The 21,066-nt window shown below is 34.4% G+C and carries 17 protein-coding genes; all 17 read right to left on the bottom strand.

Annotated features, from left to right (window positions below):
• Nucleotides 1-2 precede the first annotated feature (2 nt).
• The 17 genes from Q4566_RS12490 to sprA all read right to left on the bottom strand — a co-directional run bounded on the left by Q4566_RS12490 (nucleotide 3) and on the right by sprA (nucleotide 21,066).
• Nucleotides 3-1,133, bottom strand: coding sequence for an efflux RND transporter periplasmic adaptor subunit (locus Q4566_RS12490; protein WP_303421645.1), 1,131 nt, complete (start codon nucleotides 1,131-1,133; stop codon nucleotides 3-5).
• A gap of 12 nt (nucleotides 1,134-1,145) precedes the next feature.
• Entirely contained in the window at nucleotides 1,146-2,390 is a 1,245-nt protein-coding gene (locus Q4566_RS12495; protein ID WP_303421647.1) for an ABC transporter permease, read from the bottom strand.
• 2 nt (nucleotides 2,391-2,392) lie between these two features.
• The gene (locus Q4566_RS12500; protein WP_303421649.1) at nucleotides 2,393-3,622 is read right to left on the bottom strand and encodes an ABC transporter permease; all 1,230 of its coding nucleotides are present in this window, start codon (nucleotides 3,620-3,622) and stop codon (nucleotides 2,393-2,395) included.
• Complete coding sequence (locus Q4566_RS12505) at nucleotides 3,615-4,316, bottom strand: ABC transporter ATP-binding protein (RefSeq protein WP_303421651.1); 702 nt, start codon at nucleotides 4,314-4,316, stop codon at nucleotides 3,615-3,617. The genes Q4566_RS12500 and Q4566_RS12505 overlap by 8 nt, the downstream gene beginning before the upstream one ends.
• Before the next feature lie 85 nt (nucleotides 4,317-4,401).
• Nucleotides 4,402-4,620 (bottom strand): hypothetical protein, encoded by a 219-nt coding sequence (locus Q4566_RS12510; RefSeq protein WP_303421653.1) that lies wholly within the window; start codon nucleotides 4,618-4,620, stop codon nucleotides 4,402-4,404.
• A 10-nt stretch (nucleotides 4,621-4,630) separates the two neighbouring features.
• Nucleotides 4,631-5,167: a DUF420 domain-containing protein gene (locus tag Q4566_RS12515; protein WP_303421655.1), complete on the bottom strand. Its 537-nt coding sequence runs from the start codon at nucleotides 5,165-5,167 to the stop codon at nucleotides 4,631-4,633.
• A gap of 24 nt (nucleotides 5,168-5,191) precedes the next feature.
• Nucleotides 5,192-5,935, bottom strand: coding sequence for an SCO family protein (locus Q4566_RS12520; RefSeq protein WP_303421657.1), 744 nt, complete (start codon nucleotides 5,933-5,935; stop codon nucleotides 5,192-5,194).
• On the bottom strand, nucleotides 5,922-6,644 hold the full coding sequence (locus Q4566_RS12525; RefSeq protein WP_303421659.1) for a hypothetical protein: 723 nt from the start codon (nucleotides 6,642-6,644) through the stop codon (nucleotides 5,922-5,924). The genes Q4566_RS12520 and Q4566_RS12525 overlap by 14 nt, the downstream gene beginning before the upstream one ends.
• Nucleotides 6,645-6,767: 123 nt before the next feature.
• A complete protein-coding gene (locus Q4566_RS12530; RefSeq protein ID WP_303421661.1) occupies nucleotides 6,768-7,148 on the bottom strand; it encodes a cytochrome C oxidase subunit IV family protein in 381 nt (126 codons plus the stop codon).
• Nucleotides 7,149-7,205: 57 nt separating this feature from the next.
• Complete coding sequence (locus Q4566_RS12535; protein ID WP_303421663.1) at nucleotides 7,206-8,189, bottom strand: cytochrome c oxidase subunit 3; 984 nt, start codon at nucleotides 8,187-8,189, stop codon at nucleotides 7,206-7,208.
• Nucleotides 8,190-8,339: 150 nt separating this feature from the next.
• On the bottom strand, nucleotides 8,340-8,921 hold the full coding sequence (locus Q4566_RS12540) for a cytochrome c oxidase subunit 3 (RefSeq protein ID WP_303421665.1): 582 nt from the start codon (nucleotides 8,919-8,921) through the stop codon (nucleotides 8,340-8,342).
• A gap of 2 nt (nucleotides 8,922-8,923) precedes the next feature.
• Nucleotides 8,924-9,817, bottom strand: a complete 894-nt coding sequence (gene cyoE, locus Q4566_RS12545) for a heme o synthase (protein WP_303421667.1) — start codon at nucleotides 9,815-9,817, stop codon at nucleotides 8,924-8,926.
• Between the two features lie 109 nt (nucleotides 9,818-9,926).
• The gene (locus Q4566_RS12550) at nucleotides 9,927-12,026 is read right to left on the bottom strand and encodes a gliding motility protein RemB (protein ID WP_303421669.1); all 2,100 of its coding nucleotides are present in this window, start codon (nucleotides 12,024-12,026) and stop codon (nucleotides 9,927-9,929) included.
• Nucleotides 12,027-12,226: 200 nt separating this feature from the next.
• Entirely contained in the window at nucleotides 12,227-12,946 is a 720-nt protein-coding gene (locus Q4566_RS12555) for an energy transducer TonB (protein WP_303421671.1), read from the bottom strand.
• Between the two features lie 71 nt (nucleotides 12,947-13,017).
• The gene (locus tag Q4566_RS12560) at nucleotides 13,018-13,407 is read right to left on the bottom strand and encodes a VanZ family protein (RefSeq protein ID WP_303421673.1); all 390 of its coding nucleotides are present in this window, start codon (nucleotides 13,405-13,407) and stop codon (nucleotides 13,018-13,020) included.
• A complete protein-coding gene (gene gcvH, locus Q4566_RS12565) occupies nucleotides 13,379-13,759 on the bottom strand; it encodes a glycine cleavage system protein GcvH (RefSeq protein ID WP_303421675.1) in 381 nt (126 codons plus the stop codon). The genes Q4566_RS12560 and gcvH overlap by 29 nt, the downstream gene beginning before the upstream one ends.
• Before the next feature lie 71 nt (nucleotides 13,760-13,830).
• A complete protein-coding gene (gene sprA / locus Q4566_RS12570) occupies nucleotides 13,831-21,066 on the bottom strand; it encodes a cell surface protein SprA (protein WP_303421677.1) in 7,236 nt (2,411 codons plus the stop codon).

Raw genomic sequence — 21,066 nt, forward strand, 5'->3', positions numbered from 1 at the left:
AATTAATGTTTCTTACCTTTTTTGCCTTCTTCTTCATTATCCTCTGAAGCCTTATTCCATACTTTTATCTTATCACCTTCTTTTACGCCCTTTACGATTTCAACATTGATACCATCAGATAAACCCAATTCAACATCTTCTTTTTTGTAGTTGTTCTCACCGTCTAAAATTTCAACAAAAGGTTTTTCAGTGATGCGGTTATACTGTAAAAGAGCTTCACGAATAGCCAAGACTTTTTCCTTATTTTCTAAATCAATTTCTGCATTGGCACTATACCCCGCCCTAATATTCGATTTTAAATCAATTTCTACATCGGCTTTAATTGTAAACTGAACGGCACCATTCTCTTCAACACCTTTAGGTGCAACAAAAGTTAATTTTGCAGGGTATTCTTTATCTTGAATTGCCCCTAACACCACTTTAATGGCTTTACCTTCTTGTATTTTCCCTACTTCAGCTTCATCAACTTTACCTTCAAAAATCATTTTACTCATGTCGGCAATCGTGGCAATGGTTGTTCCGTCATTGAAGTTATTACTTTCAATAACTTGATTTCCTTCGCGAACAGGAATCTCTAAAATAGTACCCGAAATTTGTGCAACAATACTGGTATTTGCAGAATTTCCGCCAGAAACAGATCCTTGTTTAATAATTTGATAATCATTTTGTGCCTGTTGATAAGACTCTTTGGCTTGCATGAAAGATAATTCGCTATTCTCAAAATCTTGTTTTGAAATTACACCTTTATCAAACAAGCTCTTATTTCTATCGTATAAGATTTTCGAATTTTCAAAAGACAATTTAGCGGTCGCAATTCTACTTTTTGCACTTACTAAATTTTGTTCATTAGGCACCACGCGAATTGTAGCAATTAAATCACCTTTTTTTACGATATCACCTTCTTCTACCTTAATTTCATCTACAATTCCAGAAATTTGAGGTTTTAGTTCAATCTCCTCCTCTGGATTTAACTTTCCTGTAGCCACAGCCTTGGTATTTATAGACGTGTAAAATGGCTCTTCCACCTTGTATTCTGTAATATCTTTTGAGTTGGAATCTTTAAAATACTTTAATACAAAAGCTAATAGTACGATAACTACTATGGCTAAAATAATTTTTACGGTTTTATTCATTGTGTTGCTAATTTATTCTTCTCTTAATGCTTCAATTGGTTTTATGCTGGTGGCCTTAGTTGCTGGAATTAAGCCTATTAATGTTCCTAAAATAACGAGTATGAGTAGTGCTGCAAAAACAACACCTATAGACACCGAGGCATTCACGATAGCTGCATCATCGCCTTGGCCGAAAAAGTGATCCAATGCAATTAATATCCAGCCTCCTGATATGATTCCGAACAATCCTGCTACTAATGTGATAAAAACGGCCTCCACTACAATTTGTCTTTTAATCTCGAAAGGTGTAGCGCCTAACGCTCTTCTTAGTCCGATTTCCTTGGTACGTTCCTTAACAGTAATTAAAAGGATATTTCCAATAGCAAAAACACCTGCTATTAAGGTGGCAATCCCAACAAACCAAGTTAAAAACTGCATTCCTGTTAAAAAGCCCGTCATTTTAGCAAACTCCTTCCCTAGATTAAAACTACCAAAAGCTCTGGAATCATCTGGGTGAATGTGATTTAAGTTCTTTAATAACAATTTAGAATCTTCTTCTATCTGCTTGATGTTATATTCCGGTTTTCCTGTAATCATCATCCATCCAATTTCATCACCGCGGTTATATATTTGCTGAAAAGTAGTAAATGGTATATGAACATCTGTTGAAGGTCCCATATTAACATTACCAGTTTCGAACATACCGACCACCTTAAAATTGATACCGTTAACTTCAATGTATTTTCCAATAGGATCTTCATCTACTTCGAAAAGCTGCTTGTAAGCGTCTTCAGAAATGACAGCGATTTTTTTCCTATCGTTTATATCATTTTGGTTAATAAAACGTCCATGAATTAACTTTTTCTTCTGTAATTGATCTAGCAAAGGATAGTCGCCTGCCATTTGAAAACTACCTGATAAGAAGTTTCTAGTAATTATAGTGGACTGCTGACTCCTAGGAAGTACAAACTCTATGCCTTCAACATTATCTTCTATTTTTTTAGCATCGGTAAGTGATAATTTTACGCGTCTGCCTTCTTGAAAACCTTTAAAAGGCATTCCCGTACTTTGACCCCATACAAAAACACTGTTTGTAGCAAAGCTTCCGAAGAGTCTGTTAAATGAGTTTTCTAGTCCTCTAGCCGAACCCAACAAACCAATTAAAAGCAGGATACCCCACCAAACACCAACCATAGTAAGAATAGACCTAAGTTTATTTTTACTTAAGCTATCGAAAACTTCTTGCCAGGTATCTCTATCGAATAAAAATCTAAGCATAATTAATCGTTTCTTAGGGCTATAATTGGTTTAATCTGTGATGCTTTTTTTGCTGGTAAATAACCTGCAATGGCTCCGGCAATAATCAAAGTAAGCGTGGCTCCAAAAACCAAACTATTACTAACTCCTGGGTCTTTTATAAAGTAAACTTCTAGACTCGGGCCAACAAGTTCTAAGACCCCAACACCTAAGAGGAGTCCAACATATCCAGCTATGGTTGTGATAATAATAGATTCAATTAAAATGATGGATATAATGGAGCGCGGTGTAGCTCCTAGTGCTTTTCGTATGCCTATTTCTTTAGTACGTTCTTTCACAACAAAAATCATGATATTACTTATACCCACAATTCCCGCAATTAAGGTTCCGAAACCTATAACCAAAATGATCATCGTTAAACTTGTAGTCATTAATTCGACCTGCTTAGTACCTTCAGCCATGTTCCACATCCTAATGGCACGTTGATCATCCCGCGCTACATCAAATTTGTCTTTTAAAACTTTTGTGATGGAATTACCAAAGGCTAGAGCTTGGTCATTACTCATTTCAGGGTTATAAGTTAAATGTAATAAATCTACAAAATCATTATTCCCATATACAAATTGAGTTGTGGTAATGGGCATGTAAATAACACTCTCCTCACTATCACCTTCATCATCGGTAAACACTCCAACAATTTTATATTGAATTCCACTAAGGTTGATATACTTTCCTATCGGATTTTCCTTGTAAAACAATTCATCTTCTACAACTTTACCTATAACAACAACTTTGGCGTTGTTATTTAGGTCATTTTGATTGATGTAGCGCCCTGATTTAACGACATTATTCTCGATAAACATATATTCAGGATAAACGCCACGAAGTTCATAATCATTCTTTTTTCCTCTAAAAGAAGCACTAATACTTTTATTTACTTTTGAAGTAATAAACTGCACTTTATCACCATACTTTTCTTTTATTAACGCTCTATCTTCATTCTTAAATTGAATTTTCCTACCTGCCTGAAGCCCCTTATAAGCCTTAGTTGTTTTTCCTGGAAAAATAATGATGGAGTTGTTAGCATCGGTACCAAAAGCTTCTTTAAATGTGTTTTTCAAACCATTTGCAATACCAAATAAAATCGCAAAAAGTAAAATGGCAAAAGCTACGGTAAAACCAGACATTAAACTTCGCGTTCTGTTTTTATTGATACTCTGAAATATTTCGCGCCAAAGATCTATATCAAACATATTGCTCTGCTCTTACCTGATTTACTTTAGTGTCTTCCAGAATGATTCCATCACGTAATCGTACAATACGCTTACACATATTGGCTATATCTTCCTCATGCGTTACCATTAAAATGGTTTTTCCTTCATCATTTAAATGCTGAATAAAGGCCATAATTTCATGAGACGTTTTAGTATCTAAAGCCCCAGTAGGTTCATCGGCTAAAAGTAATTTTGGATTTGCGGCTAGAGCTCTGGCAATCGCAACACGTTGTTTTTGTCCTCCGGAAAGTTCTTTTGGTAAATGGTGCCCCCACGCAGAAAGACCAACTTTTTCTAAGTGATATGATGCTTTTTCTAAGCGTTCTTTACGCTTTAAACCTTGATAGTATAATGGCAACGCGACATTTTCTAAGGCATTTTTATAGTTTATCAAGTTGAAAGATTGAAAAATAAACCCTAAAAACTTATTTCTATAAACGGCTGCTTTTTTCTCGGTAAGATTTTTTATGGGTAGGCCGTCAAGAATATATTCACCTTCGTCGGCTTCATCAAGCATACCAATAATGTTGAGTAATGTTGATTTTCCAGAACCTGAAGATCCCATTATGGCAACCATTTCACCTTCTTCAACAGAAAGATCAATACCTTTTAACACATGCAAACTGGAATCTCCAATTTTATAGGATTTATGGAGTTGGTTAATTTTCAACATTTCTTAAAGTGGTTTTTGGTAATAGCTTTACAATAAGACTAACTACACAAAGAAATGTTACAATTATTAGTAAAAAAATTAATTGTTATTTCTTTAACGTATTATATTTCTTATATACAAAATAAATCATGCCCGCTACTAAAATATAAGGGAAAGCCATAAGGTACACAATACCGTCGTTAATACCTTCAGCGGTTGATTGCCCTTCTTCACTTTCTAAAACAGCGCGACACATGGCACACTGTGCATGCCCTTGAACAAAACTAAAAAGCGTAAAAACGAATATAACAAGACGTGTTTTCATATAAAATAACTTAAACGTAATACGGTGAAATCATGATATATACAATAACACCAGTGACAGCAACATACAACCATAACGGAAATGTAATTCTTGCGATTCGCTTGTGTCTTTCTACCTGATTAGTAATCCCTCTAACAAACGTAATGAGTACAAAAGGAATCACAACAATAGATAAAATGATGTGTGTTATTAATATAAAATAATAAATATACTTCACAAAGCCCTCGCCACCAAACTTCGTAGAATCACTGGTCATGTGATAAGCGACGTACATCACCAAGAACAATGCTGAAAGCACCATAGCTGTGGTCATGAGTTGCTTGTGAAGTTTTACATTTTTTTTCTGAATGGCTATAAATGCAAAAACCAAAATTAAAGCTGTAAGCGCGTTTGTTGAAGCATAAATTGGAGGCAAAAAAGACAAAGGTTCTACATTAGGTATTTTTACGCCGAACAAAACAGCAACGACCACAGGAATAAGCACAGACAAAGCGATAATTAACTTGTTGTATTTCTTTTCGTTTAATACTTGTTGTTCTTGACTCATGATATTGGGACTCGGTTATTCTATTTATTCGTTTAGTAATTTTTTAATATCAGCTTTTAGAGCACTAATTTCTTCTTGAACGCCATCTTCATCAATTTGTTCTTTTTCTGAAACCACACCTCGATAATAGATAATAGGGTTTCCGAATTCATCTTTTCTTGAACGGATAAAACCATTTTTATCAATTAGTGCAAAATTCCCTGAATGTTCAAAACCACCAACCACATCGGCGTCTTCAGCACTATATAAATTAAAACCTTCATTCGATAATTTATAGATGGCTTCTTTATCGCCAGTCATTAAATGCCAATTGGGGTTTGTAATGCCATAAGTTTCCGCGTAAGCGTTTAAAACCTCCTGGGTATCATAATCTGGATTTATGGTGAATGATGCAACGCCAAAATCATCAAAACCTTCAAAGGCATTTTGAATTTGAATCAGGTTGGCATTCATACGCGGACAAATTGTTGGGCAGGTTGTAAAAAAGAATTCTACCACATAAACTTTGCCTTCGTAATCTTTATTCGTTATGGTTTTTCCCTTGTGATCGGTAAATGAAAACGCAGGCACTTTTTTAGCTTCTCCATTGATTTCAATAAAACTTAAATCTGAAATGTTTCCAGTTTTTTCTGAAGCCAAATCACTTCTACTCTCATTTCTTATCACATCTTTATTAGTAATTCTATCTACAATTTTCGGAATAAAAAGAATTCCGAAAACAAGAATAATGAACGCTATGCCTATGTATGAATAATTATTTTTCTTCATCTTGAGTATTTAAATCGTTAGCACGTCTGGTATCCGAATTAAATTCGCCTTTTCGTTTTTGTCTGTACTCGGTAAAAACAATACGCAAATCGTCGCTCATTTTATTTTTAATTTCAGCAACTTCAATACAATCGTAGGCATTTAAAGTGTAAACCGGTTTGTTTTTTTCAAGCTCTCTATCGGTTCTATCGTCTAAACGACCACGTTGGTTTAAGTCTTTGTCGACAATAAAAATATAATCGGTAGATAAATCTGGTTTCAAGTCTTCTCTACTTTTCAAACTAAAAAACACACGCTTTATATCGCTTGGCTTTCCGAAAACAAAATGCCAGAATCTTAAATCTTCATAAGAGCTAATTTCGGCTTTTAAATCCTTTACAGCATCTTCCGTGCCTTGAGGCATAAGAATAACTATTTGAAAGCGTTTAAAACCCTTAAACTTGTCGTAAACCAGTTCTTTTAAGTTAGATGCCGCAATAGTTTGATTTATGGGGTTTTCTCCTAAAAAGCCAAGTATCGTAATATGGTCTTTTAAAAGCACTTTCTCTTCAGTATCTGAAGTGAATTGCTCTAAATCTATAACCGATTCGTTCACGATATCAAGTGGTTGATAATTATGTGTGGCTGGATATAAAAACAACAGAAAAGTCACTGGAAGAAAGAATAGCACTGCTAAAATCACGTATCTACTTACTTTTTTATAATCCATTGAATAATAGTCTTTTTATTTGCTTTTACGCCGCCGCAAAAATAGAAAAAGGTGGTTAAAAAACCACCTTTACATCCTTATTTAACACTTAATCTGTACCTGAAATGGGTACAAACAATATCTTTAAAAATCTGTTTTGATATATCCGTTATCGTATACATCGAATACATAACCACCTTCTTGTAATAAGATGAATACTAAGTAAGCAATTAAGAAGATTCCTGTCCAAACTACAGCACGTCTTAATCCTGGAGTTTCATCACGCATGTGCATAAAATCCCAAGTAATGTAATAAGCTTTAACTATGGTTAGAATGATAAAAATCCAGTTTAAAGCTTTCATACCTAAAACTTGACCCATTAAAATTTCTGGTTTAATAATACCTAGAATTACTTCGATTACCGTAACAATGGTTAAGAATATTAAAACTCCCCAAATTTTTTGAGTATTTGATTTGAATTTTAATGCGCCTCTAAAAATCTCTAATTTATGTTCGTGTGCCATTTTTTTTATGATTTAAAAGATTTCCTTCTACAAGGAAATGACAAAAAATATTAATTATTAAACTAGGTAGAAGAATGTAAATACAAATACCCAAACTAAATCTACAAAGTGCCAGTATAAACCAACCTTTTCAACCATCTCATAACTTTTACGTTTTTCGTAAGTTCCAACAACTACGTTGAAGAAAACAATGATATTTAAAATCACCCCTGAAAATACGTGAAATCCGTGAAACCCTGTAATGAAGAAAAAGAAGTCGGCAAATAACGGAGAACCATATTCGTTCTCTTGTAGATTAGCCCCCTCAACAACCTTTACGCCGTAAGTTTGGATTAATTTAATTGATTCATCTCTAGATAAAACAGTTTTATGACCTTCTTCGGTTAACTTTTGAGTTCTAACCAAAACGTTATCATTAGCTTTTAAACCGCTTAATACTTCTTCAACAGTAAAACTTGGTAATGTTCCTTCAGAAACAAACCATAAACCATTTTTATTCTCTTGTTGAACACGTTCAGCATGTGCATCTGCAATGGCAAAATCACCAATTGCAACACGATGTCCTTCAGTATCTACAAATTGTAAAATGTTACCACCTTTTGTTTTTACAGCACCGTACTCACCTTTAATAAATGTATTCCACTCCCAAGCTTGAGAACCCACGAAGATTAAACCACCTATAACGGTTAAGAACATGTAAATAGTTACTTTACTTTTATTTAAATGATGACCTGCATCTACAGCTAGTACCATAGTTACAGACGACATAATAAGTACGAACGTCATAAAAGCCACATAATACATTGGTGCATCTACACCGTGTAAAAATGGAAAGTGAGTAAAAACTTCATCGGCGATAGGCCATGAATCGATAAATTTAAATCTTGAAAATCCATAGGCTGCTAAGAACCCTGAAAACGTTAATGCATCTGAAACGATGAAAAACCACATCATCATTTTACCATAACTTGCTTTTAAAGGCTCGTTACCCCCTGTCCAAGTCTGGTTGTCTGGTCCAGCGTTTACAACTGTAGTACTCATATATAATGGTTGTTATTTAAAAGTTGCACAAAAATAATCATTTTATTCATCTGACGAAATATACACCTTGAAATTTTAAACTATGATAAATATCAGTTTCCCTGAGGTTTAATCGTTAAAATTATCAAAAATTTCAAAAAAAGAATCCTTTTATCTTACAAAGTATAGAAATAAAAAGAGGTAAACCCATAGAATATCAATGAAGTGCCAAAAAGTAGCGGCCAATTCAAATCCTAACATATTTGTTGCGCTATACTTCTGTTTAAATTGATTAAAAATTACAACCAATAAACAAATAAGTCCGACAAGTACGTGTATAATATGCACTAAGGCTATTAAATAAATGTAAGACATAGTTACATTACTTGTTGGCCCAGTAAAATTATATCCTAAATCAATAATTTGTTGAAATCCTGAAAACTGATTATAAATAAATACAATTCCTAAAACAAGTGTAGTTAGCAACCACAACATAGCTCCTTTTGAAGAACCTGATTTAAGTGCTTTTTTGGCTAAAATAAAAGTAAAACTACTTAATACAATAACTGCCGTACTAATTAAAAAAGCACTAGGCAACTGAAAATCTTTTAACCAATCGGGTCTGCTACTACTCACAACGAATGCACTGGTCCAACCAGCAAAAGACATCACTAATGAAATGATTCCAAACCAGAGCATCATCTTTTTTGCTCTGCCAATTTTTTCTTCTTTAGTTCCTTGCGTTAAATCCATGGTTATCTAATAAATTTATCTAAAACATAAACAATTTGAATCAATGTTATGTACAACACACTAACTAACATCAACTGTCTTGCCGCTTTTTCGGTCATTTCTTTAAACAATCTCAATGCATAATGCAGCATGAATAAGCCCAACAAAAATACGATTACCGCGGCTACGATAGACAATTGTAAGGCACCTGTAAATCCAAATACAGGAATTATAGACACAATTATAGTCCAAATAGTGTACCTGATAATTTGCCCAGCAGTACCTTTATCTTGCTTCCCTGTTGGCAACATAAAGAAGCCTCCTTTTTTATAATCTTCAAACAAAAACCAACCAATAGCCCAAAAATGAGGAAATTGCCAAAAAAACTGCAAGGCAAAAAGTGTTCCTGGTTCTATTCCAAAATTATCTGTAGCCGCAACCCAACCTAACATAAACGGGATAGCCCCTGGAATAGCACCAACAAAAACAGAAATTGGTGTTTTTGTTTTTAAAGGGGTATAAACACAGGTATACAGAAATATAGAAATCGCACCAAACATAGCGGTTTGCTTATTGATGGTGTATAAAATGATTATTCCTAGTAAAGTGAATATGGATGCAATAACAAAGGCTGTATTTACAGACATACGTCCTGCAGGGATAGGTCTGTTTTTAGTGCGATCCATCAACGCATCTAAATCCTTTTCAATAATTTGATTGAAAGCATTTGAAGCACCAACCATAAAATACCCACCAAAGGCAAGCAAAGTAAGCACTTTTAAATCGATAACATCAACACCTAATAAATAACCAGCAAGCGATGAAAACACCACACTTAAAGACAAGCGCATCTTGGTGATTTCTTTAAAATCGGAAATAACTGTAGGTTCTTTAATGGCTGTATTGGAGCGACTCAATGTAAACTTTGTTGATGGTTTTGCTAATGCGAGTGCAAAGATACTCTATAAAAGCATTTTAGCAAGCCGAATAAAGTTAAAATAGCTGTACTGTAAACCGGAAGCTTTCTTAAAAATCGAAATACCAATTAAACAAGTCGGATCGCACACCAAAAGTAAACCATACGGTATTGTTTTTATAGGTCGTAGATGTCGTTGCTTCTGGATCAAAATCCCTAAAGGTCACATCACCAAAAATCTTCATATTTGAAGCAGCATTTAATAAATATCCCGCTTGGAAGTTCCCGTTGAAAATATTGGTTTTAATACCTTGACCTACTTCCACCCCGGTATCGAACGGACGATCGTTATAATTTCTATAAATATCACCACCGTAACTATAGTTATCAACACCATCATTAAAATCGAAACCACGAACCCCAAAAATAAGTTTAGCATTAGCAAACCAACGTTTATAATGGTATCGCCCTATTACAATCGCTTCACTAAAATTCGAGTTCCATAAATGTGCCATCGTCTGATTGCTATGTGCATAATTTAAAACAATGGTGTTATGAGAATAGGTATAAGGTCGCACACGATTATATTCAAACTGAAGTAATAAATTATCAACTTTAAAAGCATCGTAATATTTAATTCCTAACTGATAACCGTACTTATTCTTCCAGCTTTTTTCGCCTCCCGTGATATCACCAAGAGAAAATTCATCTAAAACAAACTGGCCATAAATATTAATATTGTCATTCCATTTATACTTTGCTGTAGCACCCATAAGTGCATTTCCAGCACCCTGTCCAGTTTCAAACTCTACAGCTCTATAGAATATAATAGGGTTTAAGTAATTAACATCAAAACCTCTGTTATTAGCATTATCCCATACAACAGATTCAAAAAGGCCAACATTTAAACGTTTAGACACGTTCCAGCTTAAGTAGTGATTAGCGATATATTTTCTTTTGAAAGCTTTGTCCTCTTCAACTTCTGGACGCACGTCTGTTAACCACATCCAGGTGTTTGTATATTTCATTTTCCAAAACGTAGTGTTTATTTTGAAAAAAGGGTGCGGACTTGCAACATCACTTAAAACAAGCGAACGGTAACCATCCCCTATAAAATTTTTACCATGACCGAACTGAAAATTAAAATAATTTGATGGCGTATATGACAGATAAGCCTCGGCTACGGGATAATCGTATGCATCGGTTTTATAACGCTTAGCAATCCCTCTACCAGGGATAATCGCTGGGTCTGGACCAAAACCTTTAATACTTTCAGCATAACGATTAAAGTAATCAGCAAATCGGCCTTGACTTTCTAAAAAGGAGGTATAAAAACTAAATTTATCCCCAAAACCACCCTGGATAACAAGACCTCTAGTATTATTATAAGTGTAATTAAAATCGGCATCGGTATCTTTTCCAACTTGTAAATCAAAAACGGGATCGATGGTAAACCAATAATTATCGGTTTGGAGTTCTACAAAATGTTCATTCCAAAGCTTACGCCCCACCCAAGTTTTTCTATCCTGAAGTAATTTTTCATTTTCAGCATTAAAATCGTAATACTTCGCGACTTCAGAGTAAATAAAAGGCTTAGCCCCAGTATGACTATTAGTTCCAACGAGATTCATCTCTTTGTCAAATTTCGCGTACTGACTATGTACAAAAGGAATATTTAACTGACTTTTATAATTAGGCTTATCAAATCGACGCGTTTTTAATGTAACACTATCAAACTCACGTTTCGCTTTTTCTTCTAAAGCACTAATTTTATTAACCTTTGCTAAGTCTTGAGAGGACACCTTATGATTTACTAAAGGAATTTTTATAGGAAAAGAATACTGTTTAAATGTTTTTCTTGAGCTATGTGTTGCTGGTTTTACTGTAGGAAATTCAGAAAAAACACGAATAGTTTCTTTCTTCAATTCCTCATAAAAAGCATCAATATAAATAACACGAAAAGCACCTAATGTATCTACTTCAAAAAGCACAACGACTTCACCTTTATAATTTTCGTTATAAACACGTTCTGGAACCTTGAAATTATTATAGATATGATTAAAAACACTTTGATCAAAACACTGCTGTAGTGAATCTATTGAAACCGATTCACATTCTGGAAAAATGGGTGGTCTTTCTTTTGAAAATGTTTGCTGAGCGAAACTTTTAAGCTGAACTATAAGTAGGAGTAGTACAATGAATTGCTTCATGTTTGTTTAGATCGGATTGTTTTAGAGGCGAAAGATACTATATTTTTTATATTCCTAATTTAAAGTTAAAGCATTAAGTCAAATTACGGAATAAAAAATGCTAGAAGCCTATCAAAAAAGAAATCCCGTTACAATAATTGTAACGGGATTTTATATTTAAGCTTTAGAGATGTTCTAAGCGCTAGAATCTAAGTTGTAAATTAATCTTGAACTTGGAAAATAATTGGTAAAGAATATGGAACGTTTACCGGTTTACCACGTTGCTTACCAGGCTTCATCTTTGGTAATAAATTAATTACACGAGCAGCTTCTTTTTCTAAACCTGGGTGCGGCGCTCTTGCTCTAACTCCAGTAATAGAACCTGTTTTATCAATCTTGAAAATCACATTAATACGTTGTCTTCCTGATAAACCTAACTCACTAGCTAACTCTGTGTTAAACTTTTTATTTACAAATTGAGAAATCTTTTTAGACATACAGTCTCTTTTCTCATTGTTACTACCTTTTTCACATCCAGGAAAAACTGGTACGTTTTCAATAACTGAAAATGGTACATCAATATCTTCTTCTACTTCTTCAACCTCTACTTCTTCAACCTCTACGATCTCAGTTTCTTGATCTACTTCTGTAGATTCGATTACAGTTTCTTCAACCTCTACCTCATCTTCAACGATTTCGATTACCTCTGGTGCCGCTGGTGGCGGTGGTGGTGGCGGTGGTGTTTGTATTTGTTCTGTTAATGGAATATCTTCTTCTAATTCCTCATCCATATTTACCATTCCAATATCTATATCTTCCTTGTCGTAAGATTTATAGTTTATTGCATAATTCGTAAGAAATAGCATTAATGCTAGGCCAACAGCAAAGTATAATGAACTGTTACGTCCAACGTTTGCTTTAGGATTTTTTTTAAGTTCCATAATTTAATTCGTTTATCAAGATTGCTAAAATAACTATTTATTTACCAAAATAACAAGCGTTTCAAAAGTTTTTAACGCAGGATTTTGTTTTTAACCATTAGTAACAGAGATGCTAATAAGGCGCCAATTGTATTTGCGACCATATCGTAAACATCCAAAGCTCTAGAAACTGTCATTGTATCTTGCAGTACCTCAATAAGTATACCAAAAATTACTGCTAAAATGAGGGCATACAAAATGGCTTGTTTTTCTTTAAAATTAAAATTTAGAAAGAAAGTACCAAACCATAACATGGTTAACAGCCCGTAAGCTAAAAAATGAAAAATCTTATCACCAAAAGAAACACCAACATCTGGCAGGTCTTTAATAGTAATAAGACATACTGTTGCCAACAATATGGTATATCCCACTGTTGCAACAGGAACAATAATTTTAAGCACCAATAAGAGCTTTATAATCATCGGCAGACATCAAGCCTTCTGCTTGAGAAAGATCTGAACATTTCACCTTAATCATCCATCCTGCACCGTAAGGATCAGAATTTACATTTTCAGGTTCATCTTCTAAAGATTCATTAAACTCAATGATTTCACCTGATAATGGTAAAAACAAATCAGATACCGTTTTAACGGCTTCTACCGTTCCAAAAATCTCATCTGCGTCTAAGGTTTCATCTAGAGTTTCTACCTCCACATATACAATATCTCCTAATTCACTTTGTGCAAAATCTGTAACGCCTATTGTAGCGATATCGCCTTCTAATTTAACCCATTCGTGATCTTTAGTGTACTTTAATTCTGAAGGAATGTTCATCTCTAATATTTTAAGTTAATAATAAACAACAAATGTATTTATTCAAATGTTAAATTCAAATAGCATATATGTTAATTCCCGAAATTATATCGGATAGTAATACCCGATCGCACAGTTGTTTGTGGGAATGCCGTTGAAATAGCATAGTCGGAGAAGGTATAATCGAAATAAAAGATACCTGTTAGGTTTTTGCTAAACGCATAATCGGCGGTATATTTCACACCCCAAATGGTCTGGCCAGATGTAATTTGATTATTATCCAAATCCAAATACCTTACAATCGTTTTATTATCTCTTACCGAAACATCGGCTTTCATATTTAAATCACTAATAATACGCTTTTGTGGACCAGCTAATTTCGAGCGGATTCGTAGATCTTTGATACGATACCCTAAACCTAAAATGTATTCGTTACCATGAACTTCGGTCATTAAATTATTATCAAAACTTAATGATAATAACCTATCTTTTTTCATCTCAGCAAGAATTTTAACCGAGTTATTCATTTCCATATCAAAACGAAACAAGGGGCTAAACATTTCAGTTAAATTGATATTCGTGTATAATGTTTGGTTTTTATAATTCCCTGATTGATCTAAAGCTTCTTGTGGCTGATTTGCATAAGGAACTCCCGGAATAGGTTTTTCATTAGCTGCCGAATCTAAATTCAAATTTAAATTAGTCGAAAACTGGTTAATAGTATAGGTAGATCTGTAACCATGAGTTAACGAGAAACGTTTAAAGTTTTTCTTAAACCATGAAAATTTCATAAACCCAGTATACTTTAAATCCCAGTTTGGAATCGGCACGTCTCTAAAAGACTCTGTAGTAATACTCTCGGCATCTTTTCCCTGATAAGCTGCTAAAAACGATGGCAGCAATACTTTTTGGTTACTCTTACCAAACCCTAAAGGATAGCCTTCAGCATCTCTTGCATAGTTATTTGTACCATAAAACTCTTGAGCTAAACGTTCTGCTATTTTTAATCGATTTGTTCTAAAGTCACTAAAGGCTTCAGACGTGTTCTCGTCACTAGGCTGAAATGCTGTTTTAATTAATAAGGTTGAGATATTAAAATTACCAAACGTATTTGGGGTTAATTCGTAATACTCATAATTTTCAATTTTATAATTTTCAGCATAATTATTATAGTATGCACGCGAACCAACGATGTCAATTTTTAAATCACGAACTGGTTGTAAGCTTGCAGAGACATCTAATTGCTTCGTTTCTGTTGTGGTGTACTGCTCATTAAATTCTGGAAAAACAGTAAGCCAACCATTTCTTGCCGCCAAATGCCTTACATCATTCTGTCCTCCAAAAATAAATCCAACACTTGGTTTTAAGGTCCCTACAAAACCTGGAGACTGAAGATACCCTGGTAAATAAGTACCATTGTTTTCAGAATAGTTTATTTGAATACGCTTGACGCTTGTTATTATATCGATTCCTGCATTTAATATTTTAGTACCCGTTTGGCCGCTTGATTTTGGTTTTGAATTATCTTTAGACTCACCCTGTTCATCAACTGAAGGTCCACCAGGAGTACTACGTCTTCTCGCTCTGCTTATTGGTTTTTTAGTTAAACCAATATATTTATATAAACGATTCATATCCATTGATGAATTAATATTATGAACATTGGAGTTCTGAATCGTGTTTCCTAAATCATAAAATGCGCCATTAAGCTCTACATTCCCATACAGATCGGAACCTTTTTGCCATTGAAAACTTCCTGTGTATTGATAGGTGACGTCTAAGAAGCTAAAGGTTGGTATTTTATTAAAAGGCAATTGGTAAGTAATCCCTAAGTTATTTGATTGCCTATTAGGATCCCCAAAATCTAACATGCCATCCCAGACACCTAGACTATTATCTTGTTCGCCCGCTATTAAATCGTCATTAACAAAATAGTTTCTTACAATATTATTGTTTGTGGCTGTAAAATTAAGTTGTAGCGATTTGGTTAAATTATAATTAATAGCATATTGAAAATCGAACATATAGTTTCTTCTATATAATTCTTCGATTGCTATATTACTTCCAGTAAGATCTACTTCTCTAAATTTTTGCCTATTAAATTGTCTGTTTAAATCACTGTTAACCGTAAAACTGGCAGGAAGGAGATTGAAATTAAAATCTTTTAAAATTTTCCAATACTTCCCTACAAACAAGGAGTCGTTCTTTTTAAAAGGCTCAACAACTAAAGGCTCGAAATTATGCGCATAATTAGCTCCTAAACGCAGTGTTTTATTGACTGAGTTTTCAATTTCAAAATCACGATGCTCTACTTTGTTATAAGAATAGTTAAGTGTTAGATTCTCTACATCATAAAACCGTGGTTTAGCATTTGTGGTTCTTACTTTTCGGACACCAATAAAATTGATACTTTGCCTGCTGGTATGATCTTCAGACTGTTGTTTAATATTCTCTTTTTCAGTATCACTATTTGCAGCATCTAATCGAGATTCTAAAGTTAAATCTTTATACAACTGATCGTATTTAGGTGTGATCAATTCTTCACTTTGACCATAGTTAAAAGGTACTTGTATACCCCATGTTTTAGGCAATAATTGTCCAACATTAACATTAGTAACAACATCGTATTGCTGTACATCTTCCAAACTACGTTGACTAGGTCCCTGCTCTAAAGAACCAAAACCAGACGTACTTTTTCTTCCTGTAGCGCTAACATTTGCAAAATCTGCAATATTAGAATCCATACTTAAAATAGCCGCCCAACCTCCTTCATTTTCTAAGTCTGACAATCGCAATTCATTAAACCAAATTTCGCCGCATACATCAATTGAACTCGTATTTTTAACACCCACCATGAGTGTTCTAATATCTCCAAAGTTCGGATTACCTTTAATCGCTATACGGTGTTGCCCTAACACATAACCCGAGAAAGGATCACTAACAGGTACGACATCATCTCCCACAACATCGTAAAATGCTAAGTCGGAATTTCCATTAGATATACTTTCGGCTTTAATTCTACCAAGCATATCAATAGCAAGATTAATCTCGTTATTTTCTGGCCATAATTCGGATCCAGAAACTTGCAACGGAACCTCTATTTGATAATAGTTTTCTGTAAGATCATTACCCATTCGAATGAACCCTACCAAATCTCCATCACCTAAACTTCCAACAGCTACATCTTGATCTTCAGCATGGATAAACATACGCATACGTTTGTATTGACGCATATCTAAATCAATATTCTTATAAACTCCTCTAGAATCTTCAACTTCTAAACCACAAACCTCTACCACTAATGATTGTTCATTCTGACGCACAACTGTGTTGTTGTTAAACAATTGTTCTGGCTCAATACCTGGAGGGCTTTCGTAGCGCCCTTCATTTTCTAAAGTTCCAATAACACCAACAGAAAACTCGGTATTTGGATCTGATGGATCGGCATCATTTTCATCTAATGGTAAAGTATAACGTCTCCAGTCAGACCTAACTAAATCTAAAGTTCCAAAGCGAAAAACTGTAGGTTCAGTAAACTCCTTTAAGTATATTCTCGAAAAACGCACCGATCTTAAATCTGAAATATTCCCTACGGGTTTGGCATGCGCGCCTTCAACAGGTACCCTAAACTGATACCATCTCACGTTAGCCGATTGCCCATTGGGTAATTGACGAGGACGCTCCTTATAATCTCTCAAAAATTGTTTTAAAGGATTACTATCTGGTATGTTATTAAACTCAGCCTCTGTAGTTGGCAAGTTTTGTCTGGTTAAGTCTAACTCATATTCAAAATAACTATCAATCGTATTCATGGTGTTATCACGATTAATGTCCTCAACATCAGGTTGGGTATTTGCTCCTCTATCGGTATTAGAAAAACCATCAGGTGTATTACCATCTACACCGTTATACTTTTTATAACGATCGAAAATATTTCCATCTGTATTTAAAAAGTAAGTATAGTTATCATTTGATGGATCTTCACCAAACTGGGCTCCAAACGCACTAGCTTCTTCAGCATCGCTATAACCATCATAACCAACGTCTTGGTTTGTTCGTTCTTCACCTGTACTATCAAAAGCATATACTAACGATTGATTTTGCGGTGTTACCGTTCCCCAAGCAGTAGGTTGTAAAAAAGTAATATCGCCATCTTTGGGTAGTCCGTTTTCATAAAGCTTTTTACCATCTTTGATAACATCCTCTGAGATATTCCCTAAGTTGAAAACCAACTTTCCACCTGGGTTATTTGGGTTTTCTTGAAATGGATCTTGTACCCAAAAATCGATATACTCAACATTTTGCTGTTCAAAATCGGTTGATGTAATTTGTCTTGTTATCCCGGCCCAGCTATCTACTGGATTACTAATTACACCACTTGCAGCATTAGGGTCAAAATTATAAGGCCCTCTTTCATTAGGATAATACGCTAAATCTAGTGTGAATAGTACGGTGTTCTGACCCTGTACTAAATCTCTATCTGGGAAAAGCTCGTTTATAAAAACACGACTGGTATACAAACCTGAGACATCATCATCAGTCATACCGTCTGGTCGCTGACTACTATAAAAAACAGGATCGATAGAGTACCAGTTTAATAGGCCTCTTTGATAACCATTTTGAATGCCATTATCATCTTCATTCGGGTTACTAGGAACATTTAAATCTAAAGGTCTGCTGGATAGAAACCATGAAAGCTGTGATTTTAAATCGATACCGTTTTGGGAACCTTCAAAATCATCTACATAAGAAGTAGCTTCTCCATTTAAATCAGTACCCTTAGGCGCCCCCGGGGATAAATATGCAAATTCACCTCTAACCGACACATTAGATTCTACATCGGTATCGATATTTGGTAATTTATTGACTAAACGTGTTAAAAAAGGCACCTTAGTCGCATAATTTCCATTAACACCAAAAATAGAGTTGTTAATGGATTCTGTACCGTAATTCGCTTTTTGTGTTACTGGACGCTCATTTAGATTCAAGAAGGTACCACCTAAAATAAAATTTTCATTGAATTTATGTTCTACATTTAATCCAGTAAAACGTCTTGTTTGTTGCCCAAAAACAGCATTATTTTCGGTTGAAACTTCAATAGGCGTATTGGAGGCTTTTAAAGCTTCATCTAATATTTGAACCCTTCCTAATTGATAATTTACGGTATAATCTATGCCTTCAACTAAAACACGCCCGCCAGCCGTAACACGTACCGACCCACGTGGTACATTAAATGAACCAATTGGAATTCCGTCACCTCCTGTAGATTTATAACGTCCTTTTAATTTGAACTTATTTTTTTCTACAGACTCTAAAGCCCTTGTTTTAGTATCCTTATAAAGGATATCGTATACATATTTTTTCTGGTTATCATTATAAGTAAGGTCATCACTATAATCTCCACCTCCTAAAATATCAAATAAATATTCACCAAAAGGCTCTGCACTAGTAAACACAATTTTTCCATTGGTAGGAATAACAGTTATACCAGGAACAAAATCGAAGAAACCATCACCTCGTGTTTGTGGATCGTTATTAAAATTTAACTTATCTAAATTAAAAACTCTTAATAATGGTACATTTTGAATTAAATCCTTTTCATCTGTATTTGGACCAATCGGATTTCCATTAATATCGTTTGCAAAAGATCCGCTTACCGGTGTTATATAGTTTAAAGGAGATGCTTCGTTATAAAAAATATTTAATTTAAAATCCTCTTCCGATAAATTATATGCCCCTGTATCGTAGATATTTTTCATCATTAAATCCCAAACCGGCTGATCGACATTCGTAACACTACTCTTTAACATTTTAAGAACCAAACTCGAGTTTACGACATTTGTAACATTACCGTTGGCATCAGTATCTACATCGGTGGCATCAACGCCATCATTAGCGAACTCTCCAACTTGATACACTTTCCCTGAAATGGTATATTGAAAGGCCACGGCTAAAACTTCGTCATTACTCAATCGTTGATTTAGCGAAATATACCCAAGTTCAGAATTTAAGGTAAATTCTTGTCCTTCTGTTAATTTTCTAGCATTTTCTAGTTTCGCATAATCAGCCCCTTCGTTAACGTTAGGCACTAAAATACCTGCTTGTGCTGTTGCTATATCTCTAATAGCCTCTGTAAGTTGCGAGCCTGCACCACCAATGTTTGTAGGGTCAAAATCATTATTAGGGTTATCAGGAAACGCATTTGGATTAGTCACATTTACAAAACCTGCTGGTGGCGTTTGTAAACCAATACGCCCAGCCTCCCCTAAATCTTGAAATGCAACAACATTTCTCACATTTTCAGTTCGGTTACTTCTATTTGTTACCCAAACTTCCAAACGTTTTATTTGCAACCCCTTATTGTTTATAAACGGATAATTTGCTAAAGATGCGTCGTAAGTATCTCTAAAATATTGTGCTAAGTAAAAGTGTCTATTTTCGTCGTAATCTCTAATAAAAACATCAAATTCTTCTAATGTTCCACCTCCTTGAGCAACCACGGTATTTGATTGTGATTTTTGCTCGGAAAATACCCCAGTAACCGTTGTTTTTCCAAACTGAAGCTGTGCTTTTACACCAAATAAACTTTGTGCCCCAGTAATTAACGAACTACTTAAAGGCATACTAACGTTTCCAACTTCTATTTTCTGAATGATGTCATCTTCGGTTGGCGTATATTCTAATTTGATTAAATTCTGAAAATCAAAGGTAGATTGTGTATCATAATTCGCGTTAATTTGTAGGCGTTCTCCAACCTTTCCTACCAAACTCAAGCTAATTCGTTGATCGAAATCGAATGTAAAATTACTCCTATTTCTAGGTGAAAACGAAGGGTTATCTTGTCTGGAATATAAAATTCCTAAATCCATTTCTACCGAACCTTGAGGAATAATTTCTATGGTATTTCCACCAAAGATAGATTCAAAAAGGCCTGAGTTTATATAAAATTCAGGTAATAAATTTTTACGTCCTTCTTCCGAACCATCTTTTTTACCATCAAAAGCATCTATTTTTTCTTTATAGTAGGCTCTTAAATTTTCTCTGGCAACTAAAGCGTAATATTCTTTAGGAGATAATATTATTGGAAAGCGAAGATTATACTCTCCAATTTTTTCGGTGTAGATATATCGGTTTGAAACAGGATCGTATGTGTATTTTGATTCGACACTAGAAGGTGTTGGTGTTTTTAAATTACCAACATGATATCCAGGCTGTAACGAATCTTGAGGTGTTTCTTGAGACCACACACCTGTTGTGAAACAAAGCACAAAAATGAATAAAAAACACGATTTAATTGATTTATAAAATTGAAGGTTAGTTATTTTCAA

Origin of the sequence: Tamlana sp. 2_MG-2023 (assembly GCF_030548465.1) — a bacterium.
Classification (GTDB): domain Bacteria; phylum Bacteroidota; class Bacteroidia; order Flavobacteriales; family Flavobacteriaceae; genus Pseudotamlana.

Coding starts and splice junctions, on each gene's coding strand:
- Q4566_RS12490 (WP_303421645.1), bottom strand. CDS start 1,133: ATGAATAAAACCGTAAAAATTATTTTAGCCATAGTAGTTATCGTACTA.
- Q4566_RS12495 (WP_303421647.1), bottom strand. CDS start 2,390: ATGCTTAGATTTTTATTCGATAGAGATACCTGGCAAGAAGTTTTCGAT.
- Q4566_RS12500 (WP_303421649.1), bottom strand. CDS start 3,622: ATGTTTGATATAGATCTTTGGCGCGAAATATTTCAGAGTATCAATAAA.
- Q4566_RS12505 (WP_303421651.1), bottom strand. CDS start 4,316: ATGTTGAAAATTAACCAACTCCATAAATCCTATAAAATTGGAGATTCC.
- Q4566_RS12510 (WP_303421653.1), bottom strand. CDS start 4,620: ATGAAAACACGTCTTGTTATATTCGTTTTTACGCTTTTTAGTTTTGTT.
- Q4566_RS12515 (WP_303421655.1), bottom strand. CDS start 5,167: ATGAGTCAAGAACAACAAGTATTAAACGAAAAGAAATACAACAAGTTA.
- Q4566_RS12520 (WP_303421657.1), bottom strand. CDS start 5,935: ATGAAGAAAAATAATTATTCATACATAGGCATAGCGTTCATTATTCTT.
- Q4566_RS12525 (WP_303421659.1), bottom strand. CDS start 6,644: ATGGATTATAAAAAAGTAAGTAGATACGTGATTTTAGCAGTGCTATTC.
- Q4566_RS12530 (WP_303421661.1), bottom strand. CDS start 7,148: ATGGCACACGAACATAAATTAGAGATTTTTAGAGGCGCATTAAAATTC.
- Q4566_RS12535 (WP_303421663.1), bottom strand. CDS start 8,189: ATGAGTACTACAGTTGTAAACGCTGGACCAGACAACCAGACTTGGACA.
- Q4566_RS12540 (WP_303421665.1), bottom strand. CDS start 8,921: ATGGATTTAACGCAAGGAACTAAAGAAGAAAAAATTGGCAGAGCAAAA.
- Q4566_RS12550 (WP_303421669.1), bottom strand. CDS start 12,026: ATGAAGCAATTCATTGTACTACTCCTACTTATAGTTCAGCTTAAAAGT.
- Q4566_RS12555 (WP_303421671.1), bottom strand. CDS start 12,946: ATGGAACTTAAAAAAAATCCTAAAGCAAACGTTGGACGTAACAGTTCA.
- Q4566_RS12560 (WP_303421673.1), bottom strand. CDS start 13,407: ATGATTATAAAGCTCTTATTGGTGCTTAAAATTATTGTTCCTGTTGCA.
- gcvH (WP_303421675.1), bottom strand. CDS start 13,759: ATGAACATTCCTTCAGAATTAAAGTACACTAAAGATCACGAATGGGTT.